We start from the raw sequence: 18,309 nt of genomic DNA, 5'->3' as shown, positions 1-18,309 counted from the left end.
TATAATTAAAACCTCTTAATAAATATTATCCACCCCATTAACCGCGGAGTACAAGATGAACACACGGCTTTCCGATAATGCCCTGAAAGTATTAGAAAGAAGGTACCTTAAGAAGGATGCAAACGGTAAAGTTATTGAGAGCCCGCAAGAGATGTTTGAGCGGGTCTGTTCTGCTATTGCCGCCGCGGACAGGTTTTACGGCGCAAGCAATGAAGACGTCGCTTTAACACAAAAAAACTTTTATCAGGTGATGGCTTCATTGGAGTTCATGCCCAATTCCCCCTGCCTTATGAACGCTGGCAGGGAACTGGGGCAATTAAGCGCCTGCTTTACCTTGCCGATAGAAGATTCTATGGAATCTATTTTTGAAACGCTTAAGGCAACCGCGATGATCCATAAATCAGGCGGCGGCACAGGATTTTCTTTCTCTAAATTGCGCGCTAAGAATGCTGTGGTTAAAACTACTGGAGGAGTGGCATCGGGTCCGGTATCTTTTATGAAAGTTTATGATTCAGCTACCGAAGCAGTCAAGCAGGGCGGCACACGCCGCGGCGCGAACATGGGTATTTTAAGGGTTGACCATCCGGATATCTTAGAATTTATTACCTGCAAAGAAGATAACCACCAGATCACCAATTTTAATATTTCGGTGGCTATTACCGACGAGTTTATGGATAAGCTTCAAAGCGGGCAGGAGTATGAGGTGCGCGAGCCGCATAATGATAAGCTGGTAAAGAAGATTTCCGCAAGAGAGGTCTTTGATCTGATTGTTAAGCAGGCGCATAAAAATGGAGAACCCGGCATAATTTTTATTGATCGCATGAACGAAGGCAATCCCACTCCGAAATTAGGCCAAATTCAAAGCACCAACCCATGCGTCACAGGGGATACTTTTATTTCTACTGAAAAAGGGTTAGTCAGGATGAGGGATTTGGCCAAGAATTACAGTTCCGGCGGCATAGCTATATTTACCGACGATAGGGTAGGAGAAATTCTTTATGGAAGCAAAGAGCACGCAGCTGTAGCCACAGAGGCAAAATTGGCTCTTTCGCAAAATGTGATTTCCGCGGCTTTTAAAACAGGCGTTAAGCCAGTTTTCAAAGTTACGACAAAATCCGGGTTTGAATTAGTTGCCACCGCGGATCATCAGCTTATGACTACGCATGGCTGGGTAAAGGTTCAAGATTTAACTTTGCATAAAGATAAGGTTATTATCCAGCCGCAGGGCATACCTTTTAATTCCGACAATAGCCTGCCTTTTGAAGTTTGTAATGAATTCAAAGGAGAAAATGGCAGAGGCTATAAATTAAATTTGCCCGAAAAATGGTCCAAGCAGCTTGGGCAGGTGTTAGGGCTGCTTGTCGGCGATGGTTGGCTAAGGGATGGCGATAAAAATTGCCGCGCAGGTTTCACATTCAGCCAGGATGATAAAACCGTTCTCGAATATATGAAACCTATTCTCAATGGTTTCTATGGGCAGGATATCAAGGAGGTATTAAGAGAAAATAATGTGTATCATCTTTCGTATCATAGTAAATATTTCGTAGATTTCTTTAAGCAGTTAGGAGTAAAAGTTTGTAAGGCCCAAGGCAAAGAAGTGCCGGAATCAATTTATACGGCGCCTAAGGAAGCAATTATTGGTTTTCTGCAGGGGTTATTTACTGCCGACGGGACGGTTAACTATAAAGAAGAGCATTCTTCATATGTCCGGCTTACTGCGAAATCCGATAAACTTCTTAAAGGAGTTCAAATTATCTTGTTGAATTTGGGGATAAAATCACGAATATACGATAGAAATAGGGGGGAAAGAACTTGTTTCGCTTACTTAACAAAATCTGGCGAGGAAAAAAATTATAAGACTGACGGTGTTTGTTTTGAATTAGAAATATCCAGAGAAAGCGTTATGAAATTTTTAGAAATAGTCGGTTTTATGTGCGAAAGGCATTCTCAAAAGACAGCAAAGTTTTATAGCAAGGATTATTTTAAAGATAGTTTTGAGGAAACGGTTGAAAGCGTAACTTCATGCGGGGAAGAAACAGTATACGATTTAACAGAACCGCAGACCCTAACCTTTATTTCAAATGGATTTATTTCACTTGATTGCGGCGAACAGCCTCTTTTGCCCTATGAAAGCTGTGATTTGGGCTCCATTAATTTGGACCTTATGTATAAGAAAAATGGCGCGAAGATCGAAATAGACTGGGAGAGATTAGGAAGGGTTACTCAAACCGCAGTGCATTTCTTGGATAATATTATAGATGTAAATAAATTCCCGCTTCCCGATATAGAAAGAGCTACTAAGCGCACCCGTAAAATCGGCTTAGGGGTGATGGGCTGGGCCAGCCTTTTAATCCGTTTAGGCATTCCTTATAATTCTGAAGAAGCGGTGGAATTAGCTGAGAAACTCATGGCGTTTATTCTTGATGAAGCAACCAAGAAATCCCAGGAGCTTGCCAAAGACAGAGGCGTTTTCCCGGCATTCAAGGGAAGTATCTATGATAAAAAAGATGGCGGATCTTATTTGCGCAATGCCACCTTGACTACTATCGCTCCCACCGGGACGATAAGCATTATTGCCGGTCCCTGTTCTTCTGGGATTGAACCGTTGTTCGCGATTTCTTATTATAGAAATGTTATGGATAATGATAAACTTGTGGAGGTAGAGCCTTTATTTGAAGAAGTTGCCAAGGAAAGAGGGTTTTACAGCCGGGAATTGATGGAGAAAATAGCGGAGCATGCTTCTTTAAAAGATATTGAAGAAGTCCCTGCTGATGTGAAGCGCGTGTTTGTCACTGCCCATGACATAACTCCTGAGTGGCACGTGCGTATGCAGGCTGCCTTTCAGAAATACGTTCATAATGCTACTTCTAAGACGATAAACTTTCCAAATGATGCTACTATTGAAGATGTGAGAAAGGCCTATTTGATGGCCTATGAATTAAATTGCAAGGGGTTGACTATTTACCGCGATAACAGCCGTCAGGAGCAGGTTTTAAATATTGCCAGGAAAGATAAAGAAAAAGTTCAAGAGTCTATGGTGGTTAATATTGTGGAGTCAGGCAAAATAAGCCCTCGTCCGCGCCCCGAAGTTATAAGTGGCACTACCACTAAAGTTGCTACCGGCTGCGGCAATTTGTATGTGACCATTAACGTGGATCAGGAGGCCAGGCCTTTTGAGCTTTTTACCCAGATGGGCAAAGCCGGCGGCTGCGCAGGTTCGCAATTAGAAGCCATTGGCAGGCTTGTTTCTTTGAGTTTCAGAGCCGGCGTAGAGGTAAAATCTATTATTGAGCAGTTGCGCAATATCCGCTGCCCCAGCCCTTCGTGGGAAAAGGGGCAAAGAATCTTTTCCTGCGCTGATGCTATTGCCCGGGTTATTGAAAAGCGGCTGGTAAATGTCCCTACTCAAAAACTAGTTCAAGAGATGGCTGAGATTGCCATGAAACATTCGCATGATGATCAACCTTCGTCTGTCAGTGATAATGGCGCTGATATTGTGGGGGTTTGTCCGGATTGCGGAGGTACGCTTCGGCATGAAGAAGGATGCGTGAAGTGCCATTGCGGTTATTCTAAGTGTTAGGTTTTTGAAATGAAGGAAAAAAATAAAGGGGACGGTTCTGTTTTTAAGAAAACAGAACCGTCCCCATGTTTTTTTGATGTGATTGTCGTCGGCGCCGGCCACGCCGGCATTGAAGCGAGCATAGCCTGCGCGCGCATGGGATGCCAGACTTTAATTATTACTTTAAGCGCCAAGGACATAGGCTTGATGAGTTGTAACCCGGCTATCGGAGGAGTAGGCAAGGGCCAGCTTGTAAAAGAAATAGACGCGCTTGGCGGGGTGATGGGAAAGGCTGCTGATTTTTGCGCGATACAATTTAGAATATTGAATTCTTCAAAGGGCCCGGCAGCGCAGTCATCCCGCGCCCAGATAGACATGTACGCGTATAATGAATATATGCGCAAGCTTTTATCAGAGCAGAAGAACCTGGCAATAAAAGAAGCGCAAGTTTCCTCTCTTATTATTCAAGCGGATAAGGTTTGCGGGGTTAAAACAACTGACAAGGAAGAATTATATTCATCCTGCGTAGTTATCGCTGCGGGCACATTTTTAAATGGCATAGTGCATATTGGCCTAGAGCATCATTCTGCCGGAAGGATCAATGAGCCGGCGGCAATAGATTTATCAAACAACCTTAAGGCCCTGGGATTTGATATTTTGCGTTTTAAGACCGGGACTTGCCCGCGTTTGGATAAAAACACAATAGATTTTTCCCGCACCATCATCCAGGAAGGCGATAATCCGCCTGCCCCATTTTCATTTTCCAGTTCTAAAATAAATCTAAAACAGCTTGCCTGCCATATTACCCATACCAATCAAAAGGCGCATAAAATTATTGCCGATAATCTTAACCGTTCTCCTCTTTACGCCGGCATTATTAAATCTACCGGCGTGCGTTATTGCCCGTCAATAGAGGATAAGATCGTGCGTTTTCCCGAGCGCGCCAGGCATCAGATATTTTTAGAGCCGCAAGCAAGAGCAGGCAATGAAATTTATCCTAATGGCTTATCTACCAGCCTTCCTGAAGATGTGCAGCTTAAGTTTTTGCATGCGATAGAGGGTTTAGAGGAGGCGAAGGTATTGCGTTTTGGCTATGGCATTGAGCACGATGTGGTTTCTCCAACACAGCTTTTTCCTACGCTTGAAACCAAACGCATTAAAAATCTTTTTTTAGCCGGGCAGATCAACGGCACTACCGGTTATGAAGAGGCTGCCAGTCTTGGGTTAATTGCCGGGATCAATGCCGGTTTGTCTTGTCAAAAAAGAGAAAGGTTTATTTTGGATAGAAGCACCAGTTACATCGGGGTTTTGATTGATGATTTGGTGGTCAAGGGCACCCAGGAGCCATACCGGATGTTTACCTCGCGCGTGGAATACCGCCTTATTATCCGCGAGGATAACGCGGACTTGCGCCTTAGGAAACATGGGTTTGATTTGGGTTTGGTTAGCAAAAAAGAGTATAATAAAACACAAGCCAAAGAGAAGGCTGTAATAAGCGGGATAAATTTATTGAATCGTCATCGCGTTAAGCCGGCAGATAAAATAAACAAAATATTGGAAAGTTTAGGCACCAGAAGCTTGCAAAAAACAACGTCTTTGGAAGATATCCTGAAGCGCCCGGAAGTGGGGATTAAGGATTTGGGCAGTTTTGCCCCGCAGATATCAGAAATTCCCGATTTTGCTTTGCGGGAAGTGGAAATTGAGGTAAAATATAGCGGTTTTATTAAGCGGCAGCTTGCGCAGGTGCAACGTTTCAAGCACCTTGAAAAAATCCGTATTCCGGAAGAAATAAATTATAAAGCAATTAACGGGCTTTCGCGTGAGATAAAAGAGAAGCTTATTAATTTGAAGCCTTTGAATTTAGGGCATGCCTCGCGTATTTCCGGGGTTACTCCGGTTGCAATCTCTATTTTAATGGTTCACCTGAAGAAAAATCATGGATAAGGCTAAAGCTTACCTTTCGCTTAAGAAATTCTCTCTTGATTCAGGCGCGGATGTTTTTGGGGTTTGCGATATAGGCCATCTTAAAGAAGAGTTAATTCTGTCTAATAAAATCAAAGAAAAGTTAAAGTTTGCTATATCTTTGGGGGTGTGTTTATCAAGCGCTGTTCTTGAAGATATAGAGGATGCTCCCACGCGGCTTTATTTTCATCATTACCGAAGCGTGAATATGTTTTTGGATCAGCTATCTTTGCGTGTTGCCAGGCATATTCAGAAAAAAGGTTTCCGCGCTTTAAGCATTCCCGCCTCCCAGATAGTGGATTGGCAAAAGCAGTCCGCGCATTTATCGCATAAGAAAATAGCGGCCCTTGCGGGGATAGGCTGGATAGGCAGAAATAATCTTTTGGTGAATAAGAAATATGGCAGCCAAATGCGCCTTATTACTATTCTTACTGATATGCCGCTTAAGGCCGATAAGCCCTCTGGTGAATCCTGCGGGAAATGCTTTTCTTGCCTGAAAATATGCCCCGCGCAGGCAATTAAAGAGAAAAAAGAAGATTTTGACCATATGAAATGTTTTGAGAAGTTAAAACAGTTCCAGAAACAAAGATTGGTGGATCAATATATATGCGGAGTCTGCGTTAAGTCATGCGCTGGTGAAAAAGAAGCAAAATAAATCATGAACATACTTCTTATCGGTTTTACCATTCTTATGGGGCTAGCGGTTGGCTGGTCTATCGGGGCTAATGACGCAGCCAATTCTTTAGGCGTGGCAGTCGGCTCTCGTGTTTTATCGCTTCGCCAGGCAATAATTTTAATTTGTATATTCGGCTTTTTAGGCGCTCTTCTGCAGGGTTCAGCGGTTGTGAAAACCATTGGGCGAGGGATCGTCCCTTTGGATCAATTGCCCAAGAATATTTCCTTATACATAGCGCTTGTGGCCTGTTTTGCGGCCTGTTGCTGGGTGGCGCTTGCTACTTACTGGAAGATGCCTATTTCCACAAGCCATTCTATCGTCGGGGCGGTTGCCGGGGCGGGATTAGCGGTTGGTGCTCCCATAAAATGGAAAGCATTGCAGGATATCTTTGTTTGTTGGGTATTTACCCCTTTGGGGGCTGTAGTATTGGGGTATATTTTCTATAGCGTGTTTAAAAATATCTTCTACCGGATAGTCCCCAGAAGGTTTGTGAAGCCGGTGATGTCGGCCCTTGTTACTATGGGAGGCTGTTATGTGGCTTTTACCTGGGGGGCTAATGATGTGGCAAACGCAACCGGAGTTATTGCCGGAAGCGGGATTTTAACTCCCGGGGTAAGTGTGGTCATTGGGGGTGTCGCCATAATTTTAGGCATTGTGACCTGGGGTTATAAGGTCATTGAAACTATTGGAAGTGAAATTACCCGGCTATTGCCGCTAATGGCTTTTTCCGCCCAGTTAGCAAGCGCTATTAATGTGCATATCTATACAATTTTTGGTATTCCTGTTTCTACCAGCCACTCCATTGTGGGGGCGATTTTTGGAGTGGGCCTGGTAAAAGGAATAAGGGTGCTTAATTTTAGGATCATTAAAGATATAATTTTCTGCTGGCTGGCAACACCTTTTGTTTCCGGGGTAATGAGTTTTATCATTTTGAAAATAATAATTAATTTTGTCAAAATCTAGAAGGAGGTTCACAATGAAAGAAACCAGAAATATCCTTGGGTGGCTGGGCATGGCTGAAGAGCAGTCTATCCTTATTGACGCCCAGAAACACGTCCAGGAAACCTATAAAACTGTTACCTATTTTTCCGAAGCCGTTGCTGCCTTTATCCGCCAGGACGCGGAAGTGAAGAAGTCGGCCATAGAAAAAGTAGCGGAAAGCGAGCATCAGGCGGATATCCTAAGGTCCAAGATGGTCAAAGAGCTTTCCGAAGGGCTTTTATTGCCTCCAGACAGAGAAGACTTGATGCATTTTGTCAAGACGCTGGATAAAATCGCGGACTGGACAAACGGCGCCGCGCGGCTTTTAGGTTTTATCCAGAAAAAGCTTCCCAAAGATATCCTGGACAATATTTCCGCCGGGACAAAACTTATTTTAGATTCTATTACTAAGTTTAAAGACGGCATTGACAGCCTGACCAAGAACGACCTTAAGAAGGCCCTGCAGGATTGTGAGGAAGTGGACCGCTTGGAACACGCAGCAGATGACCAGAAGAAACTTTTAATAGAATCCATCATAAGCGTTGATTTGGATCCGGTCAGTTTATTGCTTTGTTATCAGTTGGCGGAATACCTTGAAGGAGTAACTGATAAAATAGAAGATGCGGCAGATCTGATTAAATTATTAGCGATTAAGGCACGTTAGTTAAAGGTAGAATTATAAATTAAAGAATGAGAGGTGAGGCATGAGTTATGGGGATAGGGTGAGGGTGAGCTTGGGAGTGTTTTTAGTTTTATCTTGTTTTGTTCTATCGTTTGTCTTTGGCAAACAGCAATCTATCCAGATCAAAGGTTCAGACACTATGGTTAATCTTGCCCAAAGTTGGGCGGAGAAATACATGGAAACTAATCCCAATGAATTTATCGCGGTTACGGGGGGCGGTTCGGGGACTGGTATCGCAAGCTTAATTAATTCAAGCTGTGATATTGCCGCCAGCTCCAGAGAAATCAAACAAAAAGAAATTCAGCTTGCCCGGCAAAAAGGCGTAGAGCCCAATCAGATAAAGGCCGCCCTTGACGGCTTGGCAATAGTGGTAAATCCTTCTAACCCGGTAGGCCGGTTAACCATGAAACAACTGGCTGATATTTTCACCGGCAGGGTCAAGAACTGGAAAGAATTAGGAGGAAGCGATTCCAAGATCGTTATTCTTTCGCGTGAGGTAAATTCCGGCACGCATGTATATTTAAAGGAGCATGTTTTAAGGAACAATGACCCTAACGATAAATCAGAATTTGCTCCAGAAGCCCTGATGCTTTCTTCTTCGCAGGCTATTGCCGATGAGGTAGCAAATAACTCCGGCTGTATCGGTTATTATGGGATGGGCTATATTTCTTCCAAGCAAAAGGCTGTTTCTGTGGCAAAGGATGAGAAATCTGCTTACGTTGAGCCTACAATAGACAATGTGGTAAAAGGCGCCTATCCTATTTCTAGGCCCTTATTTTTATATACCAATGGCCAGCCCAAAGAAGAGGTAAAAAAGTTTATTGATTTTATTTTGTCTGCCGAAGGCCAGAAGATTGTTTTAGAAACAGACTTTGTGCCAATCAAAAAGTAAAGGGTGAGTAGTGGGGCGCGGGTTATGGGTCTGGGGTGGGGGTGAGTTGCGGGTTTAGGGTAGGGGGGTCGGGTTGCGATTTCTAGTTTTATGTATTTAGCTGAAAGCTGATAGCTGATAGCTGACAGCTGAAAGGTTTTTTATGTTCCGTACCATTAAAGAGTTCGTCATTGAGAAACTAATCCTTATTTGCGGATTAGCTTCCATAGTTTTTGTAGTACTTATTTTTCTATTTCTTTTAAAAGAGGGCTTGGCTCTTTTTAAAGGTTACTCCCCGTTTGCCTTTCTATTCGGAAAAAGCTGGTATCCCATATCCGAGCCTCCCAGTTTAGGGATATTGCCGCTTATCATGGGGTCGCTTCTTGTTACTTTTGGCGCGGCGGTTATTTCCATACCCATTGGGGTTGCCTGCGCAGTGTATATCGCAGAGGTAGCGCCGTCAAAGATTAAAGAAGTTTTAAAATCCGGCATAGAACTTTTGGCAGCAATACCCAGTGTTGTTTTAGGGTTTATCGGGATGGTAACTTTAGTGCCGTGGGTAAAACAAATTTTTCACATACCTACTGGCCTAACTGCTCTTTCCGGGTCAATCATGTTAGCTTTTATGGCTACCCCGACAATAGTTTCTATTGCTGAGGATGCGCTTTATTCTGTGCCCAAGAGCTATAAAGAGGGCGCCTTTGCTTTAGGGGCTACGCATTGGCAGACGATTTGGAGGGTGATCCTTCCTGCGGCGCGCCCCGGGATTTTAGCTGCGGTGATGCTGGGGTTAGGAAGAGTAATCGGAGAAACTATGGCGGTAATGATGATTACGGGAAATTCCGCGGTTATTCCGCATACGATTTTACAGCCGGTGCGCACCCTTACAGCTACAGTTGCCGCGGAAATGGGCGAGACAGTAGTAGGAAGCGACCATTACTTTGCGCTTTTTGCCATCGGCATTGTTTTATTTATTATAAGTTTTGCTATTAATATAACCGCTGACCTATTTTTGCATAGAGAAAAATGAGAAAATCTGTTCATAGAACACAAAAAATCGCCTTCTTTTTTCTTTTCTTGGCCACGTTATTAATTGTTGTGCCGGTAGGGATGATCGTGTTTATTATTATCCAAAAGGGTATCGCAGGGGTTACTTGGCAATTTTTAACTGATATACCTCGGCAGGGTATGCGCGCTGGCGGAATATTCCCGGCGATAATCGGGACATTGTATTTAGTATCAGGGGCGATTATTTTTGCTTTGCCTATCGGGCTTTTGGCGGCAATATATTTGAGTGAGTATTCAAAGGATAATTTGTTAACGCGTTTTATAAGGCTTGCGATTGTCAATCTAGCAGGTGTTCCGTCGGTAGTTTATGGGCTTTTCGGATTGGCGTTATTTGTTGTTTTCTTGAAATTCGGAGTTTCTATTTTATCCGGGTCTTTGACCTTAGGAATTATGATTTTGCCGATTATTATTACAACCAGCCGCGAGGCCTTGGAGAGTGTTCCGTATTCTTTTCGCGAGGTAAGCTGGTCATTAGGAGCAACAAGGTGGCAGACGATCCGGAATATTGTTTTACCCAATGCCATCCCTGGAATTATTACTGGGACAATTTTGGGTGTAGGAAGAGCCGCTGGTGAGACAGCGCCCATTCTTTTTACGGTGGCTGCGTTTTATCTTCCCAGATTACCCGATTCTTTATTTAGCCAAGCCATGGCTTTGCCGTATCATTTGTATGTTATTTCAACTCAAGTCCCCAATGTTGATGAAAAGATCCGCTATGGAACAGCGTTGGTACTTTTGGTAATGGTGCTTTTTATGAACTTGATTGCGATTATTATCCGCTCTAAATTCAGAAAGAGAAAGAAATGGTAAGTATTTCCGTCAAGAAGCTTAATATTTGGTTTGGCCAATCTCATGTTTTACGTGATTTGACTATTGACGTAAATGCGCGCGAGATATTAACTATCATCGGGCCAGCTAATAGCGGGAAGACTACATTTTTGCGCATGCTAAATAAACTTAATCATCTTCAGGTGGGCTTTAAGATGACTGGGAGTGTGCAATATAATAGTTTGGATTTATCCTCCTTGTCCGCGGAAGAAATACGAAGAAAGATCGGGATGGTTTTTGCCATGCCTTTGCCGTTACCGCTATCTATTTTTGACAATGTTGCCTATGGAGCAAGAATGAACGGGATTAATAAACATGAAAGCCTGGAGGGGATTGTTCAGGATTCCTTGAAGAAAGCTTATATTTGGGATGAGGTTAAGGATCGCTTGAATGAGTCAGCATTTAAATTATCCGGCGGGCAACAACAGCGCTTATGTATCGCGCGCACATTGGCGGTTTCTCCGGAAGTCATTCTTTTTGATGAGCCTTGTTCTGGCTTGGACCCAATTTCTACAGCTAAGGTAGAAGAGGCGATGTTAAAGCTAAAAGAAAAATACACCATAATTTTGGTGACTAACAATGTAAAACAAGCCGCGCGTGTGGGAGACAAGACCGCGTTTTTCTTAAATGGAGAATTGGTTGAATTGGATAAAACAGAGAAAATGTTTACTACTCCGCATGATCAAAGGACTAATGATTATATAAGCGGCAAGTTTGGATAGGAGAGCGTAAAGCGTAAAGCGAAAAACTATAGCGTAAAATTAAAAATTTTAAATTTTGAATTATAGCTTTACCTTTTTCGCTTTTAATTTTTAGCTTCGAGAACGGGATATTTATGAATAAGAAAGATGCGCCGAAGATAGAAGTAGATAATCTGAATTTGTGGTATGGAAATTTCCAGGCGCTAAAGAATGTGAATTGCGCTTTTGGCGCGCGCAAGATTACCGCGATTATCGGGCCTTCGGGATGCGGGAAATCTACGATGCTGCGCGTGTTTAACCGTATGAATGATTTGATTGAAGGCGTGCGTACAGAAGGAAGAATTGTTGTTGATCAAGAAAACATTCTTGACGCAAAAGCCGACTTGGTTTCTTTGCGCAAGAAAGTAGGGATGGTTTTTCAGCGTCCAAATCCATTTCCACTTTCCATATATGAAAATATTGTTTTTGGCCAAAGAGTGCACATGGATGCGCCTAAGGACAAACTGGACCAGATTGTGCAGGAAAGCTTGGAAGCGGTTTTATTGTGGGATGACCTAAAGGATAAGCTTAAGAAAAGCGCCTTATCTTTATCGTTGGAGGAAAAACAGCGTTTGTGTATCGCGCGTTTGATTGCGGTAAAGCCAGATGTATTGTTGATGGATGAGCCCTGTTCCACCCTTGATCCTCAGGCAACTAGCCGCATAGAAGAATTAATGCGTGAGCTTAAAGCCAGGTATACAATAGTAATTGTTACCCATAACATGCAACAGGCAGCGCGTGTTTCTGATGATACAGGTTTTATGCTTTTGGGGGAATTGGTAGAGTTTGATACAACGCACAATATTTTTACTAAACCTAAAGAAAGGCGCACTGAAGAATATATTACCGGTAGATATGGATAACACCCGGCGTTTACTTGAATTACGCCGGTGTGCCCTTTCTGGGCAAGGAGGTATTTTATGCAAAGGCATATTGATGATGAGTTAAAAGAATTGCATCAGGAAATACTTAAGATGGGCATATTCGCGCAAGAGGCGATCTTTAAGTCTGTAGAGGCGCTTAAGAACAAAAGCAGGCAAGAGGCCCAGGAAGTTATTTCTTGCGATAATAAAGTTGACCAGTTGGAGCTTTTAATTGATGAGCGCTGTATAGACCTTATCGCGCGTTATCAGCCCATGGCAGGGGATTTGCGCTTTATTACTGTGGGTATGAAAATAAACGCGGAACTTGAAAGGATAGCAGATTTAGCTGTAGATATCGCGGAAAGGGTTTTGGAATTAGTAGATAAGCCTTTATTAAAGCCGCTTATTGATATTCCGAAACTTTCAGTAATCGCCCAGAATATGGTAAAATATTCCATTGATGCGTTTGTAAGCAGGGATGTTCAGCAGGCTAAGAAAGCTGTTGAATTGGAGCCGGAAGCAGACCGGCTTAAGCAGTGCGTTGAAAATGAGCTTATTAATGATTATATGGCGCGCGATCCTTCCACAGCTTCAAGGGCAGTGCCGCTACTTTTAATTGCCCGCCATTTGGAACGCATTTGCGACCATGCCACAAACATCGCTGAAGATGTTATTTACATGGTAGAGGCAAAGGTAGTAAAGCATCAAGGGGGCTAGGCTTTGTTGACAGATCCCGCATATAGAGGTAATATATCTATTATGCTTAAGAAATTTATTTTAGCATTTTTAGTTTCAGGTTTTTCTTTAAGCAACATTTTCGCTATGGAAATATCAAGCCCAGCGTTTAAGGATAAGGATTCTATTCCTGTTAAATATACCTGCGATGGGGACAACATAAGCCCCGCGTTAGCTATAACGGGTGTTCCGCCTGCAGCAAAAAGTTTAGTTTTAATCGTGGATGACCCGGACGCGCCCATGGGGACTTGGGTGCATTGGCTGGTTTTTGACATGCCTGTAATTGCCAATATTAGAGAGGCGTCTGTCCCCGGAAAACAGGCGATAAATAGCGCTGGCAGAAAAGAATATCACGGGCCATGCCCGCCGTCAGGGACACATCGCTATTTTTTTAAATTATTTGCCTTGGATAACAAGCTTGGGCTTATGGATGGGTGCTCAAAGGAAGAATTAGACAAGGCCATGGGGCCTCATGTTATAGCTAAGGCAGAGATCATGGGATTGTATAAGAGAAATAAATGAAAAAGAAGATTATAAATTGGATGCGCAGCCAAGTTAAACAGGCTGGTGCCAAGGGTATCATTCTAGGCTTGTCTGGCGGGATAGATTCCGCGCTTGTGGCAGCATTGTCAAAAGAGGCGGTAGGGAAAAATAAAGTCTTAGGATTGATGATGCCCATACAAAGTAACCCTCAAGATCTAAAAGACGCGCTTCTTACTGCTAAGGCGCTTGGGATCTCTTATAAGATCGTAGATTTATCAAAAGTTTATAAATTATTTTTTCATGCTTTGCCCAAAGGCAACAAATTAGCCTTAGGAAATTTGAAACCGCGCTTAAGGATGATGACTTTGTATTATTTTGCCAATACCTACGGGTATTTAGTTTCCGGAACAGGCAATAAATCAGAATTAAGCGTGGGGTATTTTACTAAATATGGCGACGGAGGAACAGATATCCTGCCCATAGCAGATTTGCTGAAAAAAGATGTTAGGCGCCTTTCTTGGGAAATGGGGATTCCCGAAAAGATTATCACCAAGGCCCCTACTGCCGGGCTTTGGCCGGGCCAGACCGATGAAGGCGAAATGGGGATTACTTATAATGAACTTGATGGCATACTTGAATGTATGGAGAATAAAAGTAAACCAAAGACCTCTAAGCAAAAAGTAGATAAGGTAAAGAAAATGATGGCCTGTTCTTTGCATAAGAGGCAAGGGCCGAAAATATGTTATTTAAAAGCTAAAAACTTAAAGTGCAAAGCGTAAAACTACAGCGTAGAATTAAAAATTTTTAATTTTGAATTATAGTTTTGCATTTTTCGCTTTAAGCTTTTCGCTTCTGATGCTATTGGGATTTTGGTTTTTAGTTTTTTTCTCCAACAAGGGGGGTTTATATGGATGAGATTTTAGAAATTCTAGAGAAAGACGCGCGTGCTTCAGTAGAGGATATTGCCAAGATGCTCAAGAAAAAGCCTGATGCGGTTAAGAAAACCATAAAAAAATATGAAAAAGACGGGGTCATTCTTAAATACAAAACAGTAATTAATCGCGAGATAGTTAAAGATGCTGAAGTGCAAGTAAGAGCGTTAATTGAGGTGAATATCGTCCCGCAAAAAGACTTAGGTTTTGATAAAATAGCGGAACGCATCTATTCTTTTCCGGAGGTGGCAAGCTGTTATCTGATCTCCGGAACTTATGACCTGCTTTTAATCGTTGAAGGCAAAGATTTACAGACAGTTGCGCGTTTTGTCTCGGAAAAACTTTCCTGCGCGGAACATGTGCGCGGGACGGCAACTCACTTTCTTTTGAAGAAATACAAGGAAGACGGGGTTATTCTAAAACACAAAGATGAGAATCAGAGGATAGCAATATCATATTAGCGCAAAGCGTAAAACGATAGCGTAAAATTAAAAATCTTGAGTTTTGAATTATGGTTTTTAGTTTTTCGCTCTGAATTTTTAGCTAAATTTATACAGAACATGAAGAATCTTATTTCTAAAAAAGTTGAAGCAATGCAGCCTTCGGGGATCAGGGCATTTTTTGATCTTGTCTTAGGAATGAAGGATGTTATTTCTTTGGGGGTAGGCGAACCTGATTTTGTCACTCCCTGGAACATCCGCGAGGCCGGCATTTATTCGCTTGAAAAAGGTTTTACCTCTTATACCTCAAATAAGGGCTTGTATAAACTGCGTCTGGGTATCAATCGTTATTTAAAACACCACTATGATCTTGATTATTGCCCGGATGAAGAGATGCTTATTACTGTAGGGGTAAGCGAAGCTGTAGATCTAGTGTTAAGAACGATAATTAATCCGGGCGACAAAATATTGATTCCTACCCCAAGTTATGTTTCTTACGCTCCCATGACTTATTTGGCAGGAGGAATACCTGTTTGTATTGATACAAAAAGTGATAATTTCCGGATTACCCCAAGTGCGATAAGGAAGCATATTGATAAAAAAACCAAGGCGATAATCCTTAATTACCCTTGTAATCCAACAGGCACTTCATATTCGCGTAAGGAATTGTCAGAGATAAATAAGGTTTTGTTAAAACATAAAATACTTTGCATTACCGATGAGGTTTACGGCGACTTAACCTATGATTCTGAACATGTAAGATTTGCCACGCTTCCGGGGGCAAAAGAAAATACAGTTTATCTGGATGGATTCTCCAAAAGCTATGCCATGACCGGTTGGCGGGTGGGATTTGCCTGCGGACCCAAAGATATTATTGCGGGCATGACTAAAATCCATCAATACACGATTATGTGCGTTCCGATTACTTCCCAGATGGCAGCATGTGAGGCTTTAATTACAGGAAGAAAATCTGTGGAAGAAATGAAGCGCGAATATAAAAGAAGAAGACAGCTTGTAATACAAGGCTTGAATGATATAGGTTTATCCTGCCATAATCCCGAAGGGGCATTTTATGCTTTTCCTTCGATTAAAAGTACCGGTATGAAGGCCATGGATTTTGCTAAAGGGCTTTTGGAAAAGGAAAAAGTCGCGGTTGTACCCGGATGCGCCTTTGGAAAAGAGTATGAAGATCATATTCGTATTTCATACGCTTCAAGCTATCAGAATTTAAAAGAGGCGCTTTCGCGCATGCAAAGGTTTATTCAATAAACATGCCTAAGAAAACCAAGGTTTATGATTCTCTGATTAATCAGATTGAGCTTCTTTCCAAAGTGGCAAGCCTAATTACTTCAGGCTTGTATCTTGAAGAGTTGTTGAGGATTATCGTAGAAATTACCGCCCAGATCATGCATTCTAAGATCTGTTCGTTGATGCTTCTTGACCCATCCAAGAACGAGCTTGTGGTTAAAGCTACGCAGTCTATATCGGAAGCCTATAATAAAAAACCTAATATCAAATTAGGCCATGGAATAGCCGGGATAGTTGCCAAAGAGAATAAAGCTATTTGTGTGCTTGATGTGCAGGAAGACGCGCGTTATCTAAGCCGTGATGTTGCCAAGAAGGAAAATCTTTGTTCCTTGGCAAGTATCCCAATGGCGGTAAAGGGTAGAGTTATCGGGGTATTAAATGTTTATACCCATAAGAAACACGAGTTTACCAAAGAAGAACTTTCAGTATTAAGCGCTGTAGCCTCTCAGGCAGCGGTGGCTATTGAGAACGCCGAGCTTGACTTGCGCGCCAGAAGCGCTGAAGAGGCGCTTACTACCCGTAAGCTTGTTGAGCGCGCTAAGGATATTCTTTCGCAGGATGCCAATATTTCCTCCCAAGAGGCCTTTCGTTTGATTCAAAAACAGAGCATGGATACCAGAAAGACCATGCGCCAAATTGCCGAAGCGGTTATTCTGGTCAAAGAGACCAAGGATAAGAGGTAATTATTAGCCAGGATATTTTCTTAAGGCAAAAGTTCTTCCATTAATTCATTGAAGTTTTATTCATCCGTGTAAGTTTATATAAACTTCTTGACAACAGCCTTATGGGTGCTAATATTTAACTATTGATCCTACATCGCAGTAGATAAAAACATTGACGTTCGCTTTAATATGGCGGACGTTTTTTCTTTTCCCGACGCAATCACCTTATTCGTAGTCGGGGTCTCGATCGTGATATTATATATAGACACGGAGGGCTCAATGCCTCATAATATTTACGCCTGGGTTAAGGCTTATGGGATAGCTTTATTTATTCCGGTATCGTTGGCAAGCGGGGTTTTTGCCGGATATTTTATCGCAGAATTTTTTAAGAAAGAATTTCATGCTCCAGAATATGTGTTTTATATAATTATCGGATTAGGGGCGTTAGCTGGTATCGTGGAAGCAGTTCGGCTCATAAGAATTATTTCAAAAATAAGATTGGATTAGAAGATGCAAGAACAGGCGCAGAATATTTCTCCTGAATTACCCGATATTCTTGCAGTACTGAAGGATTCTTTTCCTAAGGATTTATTTTTAAAAGGGCTTTATGGCTGGGAAAGCCTGGCCTATTCGCTTTTTACGATTTTTTTGATCGGCATCCTGGTCTATTTGGGGACGCGCAATATGAAAATCTCTGGTGGCACCAGGTTGCAGTCTTTTTTTGAGGCGCTTGTTTCGGCAGTGGATGATTTTGTTTGCGGGATACTGGGGAAACATGGCAGGCGCTACACGCCTTTTATCGGGACGCTTTTTATTTATATACTGGGCATGAACTTGATCGGGTTTATCCCTTTCTTAAAAGCCCCCACGATAAACCTATCTACTACCTTTGCTTTAGCTGTTTGCGTGTTTTTCTATGTGCAATATAGCGCAATTAAAGAATTAGGGCTTGTGGGGTATATTGATCACTTGGCAGGAAAGCCCCGCGGCGCGCTTGGTTTTACTATTGTTTTGCCTTTGATGATGTTTGTTTCGCATATTATTTCAGAATTATTCAAACCGGTTACGCTGTCGTTACGTTTAAGAAGCGTGATCTGGGGTGATGATACGCTGTTAGCGGTTATTTCAAAGTTTGGTTTTCCCGGGATACCGCTTTTATTTCTTAATATGGCCACAGGCTTGTTGACCGCGGTAATACAGGCCTGTGTTTTTTGTATCTTAAGCACTATATATTTCGCGATATTTATCGTGCATGAGGAATAAAGCTAAAAAAAGGAGGAACAAATTATGGATTACAAAGCGATGTTGGCATTGGCATTACCGTTGGGCTTGGGTATTACAGCGGTTGGTTCGGCAATTGGTTTAGGAAGGGCTGTTTCATCGGCAATGGAGGCAATCGGCAGGCAGCCGGAGGCATCAGGAAAGATCATGTTTAACATGGTCATCGGCTGCGTTTTCGTGGAAACCATCACCATTTACGCTTTGGTGTTTAGTTTTATTATGGCAGGAAAACTTTAAT

19 protein-coding genes are annotated in these 18,309 nt (G+C 42.4%); all 19 read left to right on the top strand.

The genetic code is table 11. The features are described 5' to 3' along the window. Window positions 1–55: 55 nt before the first annotated feature. The 19 genes from MUF05_00940 (at window position 56) to atpE (ending at window position 18,308) form a co-directional block, all read left to right on the top strand. Window positions 56–3,580 carry a TSCPD domain-containing protein gene (locus MUF05_00940; GenBank protein MCU0665652.1) on the top strand — a complete coding sequence of 1,175 codons (3,525 nt, stop codon included), beginning with the start codon at window positions 56–58 and terminating at the stop codon, window positions 3,578–3,580. A 9-nt stretch (window positions 3,581–3,589) separates the two neighbouring features. Then, window positions 3,590–5,503: a tRNA uridine-5-carboxymethylaminomethyl(34) synthesis enzyme MnmG gene (mnmG, locus tag MUF05_00935; GenBank protein ID MCU0665651.1), complete on the top strand. Its 1,914-nt coding sequence runs from the start codon at window positions 3,590–3,592 to the stop codon at window positions 5,501–5,503. Further along, on the top strand, window positions 5,496–6,176 hold the full coding sequence (locus MUF05_00930) for a hypothetical protein (GenBank protein ID MCU0665650.1): 681 nt from the start codon (window positions 5,496–5,498) through the stop codon (window positions 6,174–6,176). The genes mnmG and MUF05_00930 overlap by 8 nt, the downstream gene beginning before the upstream one ends. Before the next feature lie 3 nt (window positions 6,177–6,179). Continuing rightward, the gene (locus tag MUF05_00925) at window positions 6,180–7,160 is read left to right on the top strand and encodes an inorganic phosphate transporter family protein (GenBank protein MCU0665649.1); all 981 of its coding nucleotides are present in this window, start codon (window positions 6,180–6,182) and stop codon (window positions 7,158–7,160) included. Window positions 7,161–7,173: 13 nt separating this feature from the next. Continuing rightward, window positions 7,174–7,842 carry a TIGR00153 family protein gene (locus tag MUF05_00920; GenBank protein ID MCU0665648.1) on the top strand — a complete coding sequence of 223 codons (669 nt, stop codon included), beginning with the start codon at window positions 7,174–7,176 and terminating at the stop codon, window positions 7,840–7,842. A gap of 40 nt (window positions 7,843–7,882) precedes the next feature. Next, window positions 7,883–8,752, top strand: a complete 870-nt coding sequence (locus MUF05_00915) for a phosphate ABC transporter substrate-binding protein (protein MCU0665647.1) — start codon at window positions 7,883–7,885, stop codon at window positions 8,750–8,752. Between the two features lie 142 nt (window positions 8,753–8,894). Beyond that, on the top strand, window positions 8,895–9,761 hold the full coding sequence (gene pstC / locus MUF05_00910) for a phosphate ABC transporter permease subunit PstC (protein ID MCU0665646.1): 867 nt from the start codon (window positions 8,895–8,897) through the stop codon (window positions 9,759–9,761). After that, window positions 9,758–10,609 carry a phosphate ABC transporter permease PstA gene (gene pstA / locus MUF05_00905; protein MCU0665645.1) on the top strand — a complete coding sequence of 284 codons (852 nt, stop codon included), beginning with the start codon at window positions 9,758–9,760 and terminating at the stop codon, window positions 10,607–10,609. Before pstC ends, pstA begins: the two co-directional genes overlap by 4 nt. Continuing rightward, window positions 10,603–11,349, top strand: coding sequence for a phosphate ABC transporter ATP-binding protein (locus tag MUF05_00900; GenBank protein ID MCU0665644.1), 747 nt, complete (start codon window positions 10,603–10,605; stop codon window positions 11,347–11,349). Before pstA ends, MUF05_00900 begins: the two co-directional genes overlap by 7 nt. A 113-nt stretch (window positions 11,350–11,462) precedes the next feature. Next, entirely contained in the window at window positions 11,463–12,230 is a 768-nt protein-coding gene (pstB, locus tag MUF05_00895; GenBank protein MCU0665643.1) for a phosphate ABC transporter ATP-binding protein PstB, read from the top strand. A gap of 57 nt (window positions 12,231–12,287) precedes the next feature. Continuing rightward, window positions 12,288–12,947, top strand: a complete 660-nt coding sequence (gene phoU, locus MUF05_00890; GenBank protein MCU0665642.1) for a phosphate signaling complex protein PhoU — start codon at window positions 12,288–12,290, stop codon at window positions 12,945–12,947. A gap of 105 nt (window positions 12,948–13,052) precedes the next feature. Then, window positions 13,053–13,487: a YbhB/YbcL family Raf kinase inhibitor-like protein gene (locus tag MUF05_00885; protein MCU0665641.1), complete on the top strand. Its 435-nt coding sequence runs from the start codon at window positions 13,053–13,055 to the stop codon at window positions 13,485–13,487. Next, window positions 13,484–14,227 (top strand): NAD+ synthase, encoded by a 744-nt coding sequence (locus tag MUF05_00880; protein MCU0665640.1) that lies wholly within the window; start codon window positions 13,484–13,486, stop codon window positions 14,225–14,227. Before MUF05_00885 ends, MUF05_00880 begins: the two co-directional genes overlap by 4 nt. A gap of 128 nt (window positions 14,228–14,355) precedes the next feature. Further along, on the top strand, window positions 14,356–14,841 hold the full coding sequence (locus MUF05_00875) for an Lrp/AsnC family transcriptional regulator (GenBank protein ID MCU0665639.1): 486 nt from the start codon (window positions 14,356–14,358) through the stop codon (window positions 14,839–14,841). A 99-nt stretch (window positions 14,842–14,940) separates the two neighbouring features. Then, window positions 14,941–16,089, top strand: coding sequence for an aminotransferase class I/II-fold pyridoxal phosphate-dependent enzyme (locus tag MUF05_00870; protein MCU0665638.1), 1,149 nt, complete (start codon window positions 14,941–14,943; stop codon window positions 16,087–16,089). A gap of 2 nt (window positions 16,090–16,091) precedes the next feature. After that, window positions 16,092–16,811, top strand: a complete 720-nt coding sequence (locus MUF05_00865; protein ID MCU0665637.1) for a GAF and ANTAR domain-containing protein — start codon at window positions 16,092–16,094, stop codon at window positions 16,809–16,811. A 258-nt stretch (window positions 16,812–17,069) separates the two neighbouring features. Then, entirely contained in the window at window positions 17,070–17,297 is a 228-nt protein-coding gene (locus MUF05_00860) for a hypothetical protein (GenBank protein MCU0665636.1), read from the top strand. 3 nt (window positions 17,298–17,300) lie between these two features. Then, entirely contained in the window at window positions 17,301–18,053 is a 753-nt protein-coding gene (locus MUF05_00855) for a F0F1 ATP synthase subunit A (GenBank protein MCU0665635.1), read from the top strand. Window positions 18,054–18,077: 24 nt separating this feature from the next. Then, a complete protein-coding gene (gene atpE, locus MUF05_00850) occupies window positions 18,078–18,308 on the top strand; it encodes an ATP synthase F0 subunit C (GenBank protein MCU0665634.1) in 231 nt (76 codons plus the stop codon). Window position 18,309: the final 1 nt, after the last annotated feature.

The organism is Candidatus Omnitrophota bacterium (genome assembly GCA_025453395.1).
Classification (GTDB): domain Bacteria; phylum Omnitrophota; class Gorgyraeia; order Gygaellales; family Profunditerraquicolaceae; genus JAlOQK01.
This window is presented reverse-complemented; position numbering and strand designations above follow the sequence as displayed.

Coding starts and splice junctions, on each gene's coding strand:
- MUF05_00855 (MCU0665635.1), top strand. CDS start 17,301: ATGCAAGAACAGGCGCAGAATATTTCTCCTGAATTACCCGATATTCTT.
- MUF05_00860 (MCU0665636.1), top strand. CDS start 17,070: ATGCCTCATAATATTTACGCCTGGGTTAAGGCTTATGGGATAGCTTTA.
- MUF05_00865 (MCU0665637.1), top strand. CDS start 16,092: ATGCCTAAGAAAACCAAGGTTTATGATTCTCTGATTAATCAGATTGAG.
- MUF05_00885 (MCU0665641.1), top strand. CDS start 13,053: ATGGAAATATCAAGCCCAGCGTTTAAGGATAAGGATTCTATTCCTGTT.
- MUF05_00870 (MCU0665638.1), top strand. CDS start 14,941: ATGAAGAATCTTATTTCTAAAAAAGTTGAAGCAATGCAGCCTTCGGGG.
- MUF05_00915 (MCU0665647.1), top strand. CDS start 7,883: ATGAGTTATGGGGATAGGGTGAGGGTGAGCTTGGGAGTGTTTTTAGTT.
- phoU (MCU0665642.1), top strand. CDS start 12,288: ATGCAAAGGCATATTGATGATGAGTTAAAAGAATTGCATCAGGAAATA.
- MUF05_00880 (MCU0665640.1), top strand. CDS start 13,484: ATGAAAAAGAAGATTATAAATTGGATGCGCAGCCAAGTTAAACAGGCT.
- MUF05_00900 (MCU0665644.1), top strand. CDS start 10,603: ATGGTAAGTATTTCCGTCAAGAAGCTTAATATTTGGTTTGGCCAATCT.
- atpE (MCU0665634.1), top strand. CDS start 18,078: ATGGATTACAAAGCGATGTTGGCATTGGCATTACCGTTGGGCTTGGGT.
- MUF05_00920 (MCU0665648.1), top strand. CDS start 7,174: ATGAAAGAAACCAGAAATATCCTTGGGTGGCTGGGCATGGCTGAAGAG.
- pstA (MCU0665645.1), top strand. CDS start 9,758: ATGAGAAAATCTGTTCATAGAACACAAAAAATCGCCTTCTTTTTTCTT.
- mnmG (MCU0665651.1), top strand. CDS start 3,590: ATGAAGGAAAAAAATAAAGGGGACGGTTCTGTTTTTAAGAAAACAGAA.
- MUF05_00940 (MCU0665652.1), top strand. CDS start 56: ATGAACACACGGCTTTCCGATAATGCCCTGAAAGTATTAGAAAGAAGG.
- MUF05_00930 (MCU0665650.1), top strand. CDS start 5,496: ATGGATAAGGCTAAAGCTTACCTTTCGCTTAAGAAATTCTCTCTTGAT.
- MUF05_00925 (MCU0665649.1), top strand. CDS start 6,180: ATGAACATACTTCTTATCGGTTTTACCATTCTTATGGGGCTAGCGGTT.
- MUF05_00875 (MCU0665639.1), top strand. CDS start 14,356: ATGGATGAGATTTTAGAAATTCTAGAGAAAGACGCGCGTGCTTCAGTA.
- pstB (MCU0665643.1), top strand. CDS start 11,463: ATGAATAAGAAAGATGCGCCGAAGATAGAAGTAGATAATCTGAATTTG.
- pstC (MCU0665646.1), top strand. CDS start 8,895: ATGTTCCGTACCATTAAAGAGTTCGTCATTGAGAAACTAATCCTTATT.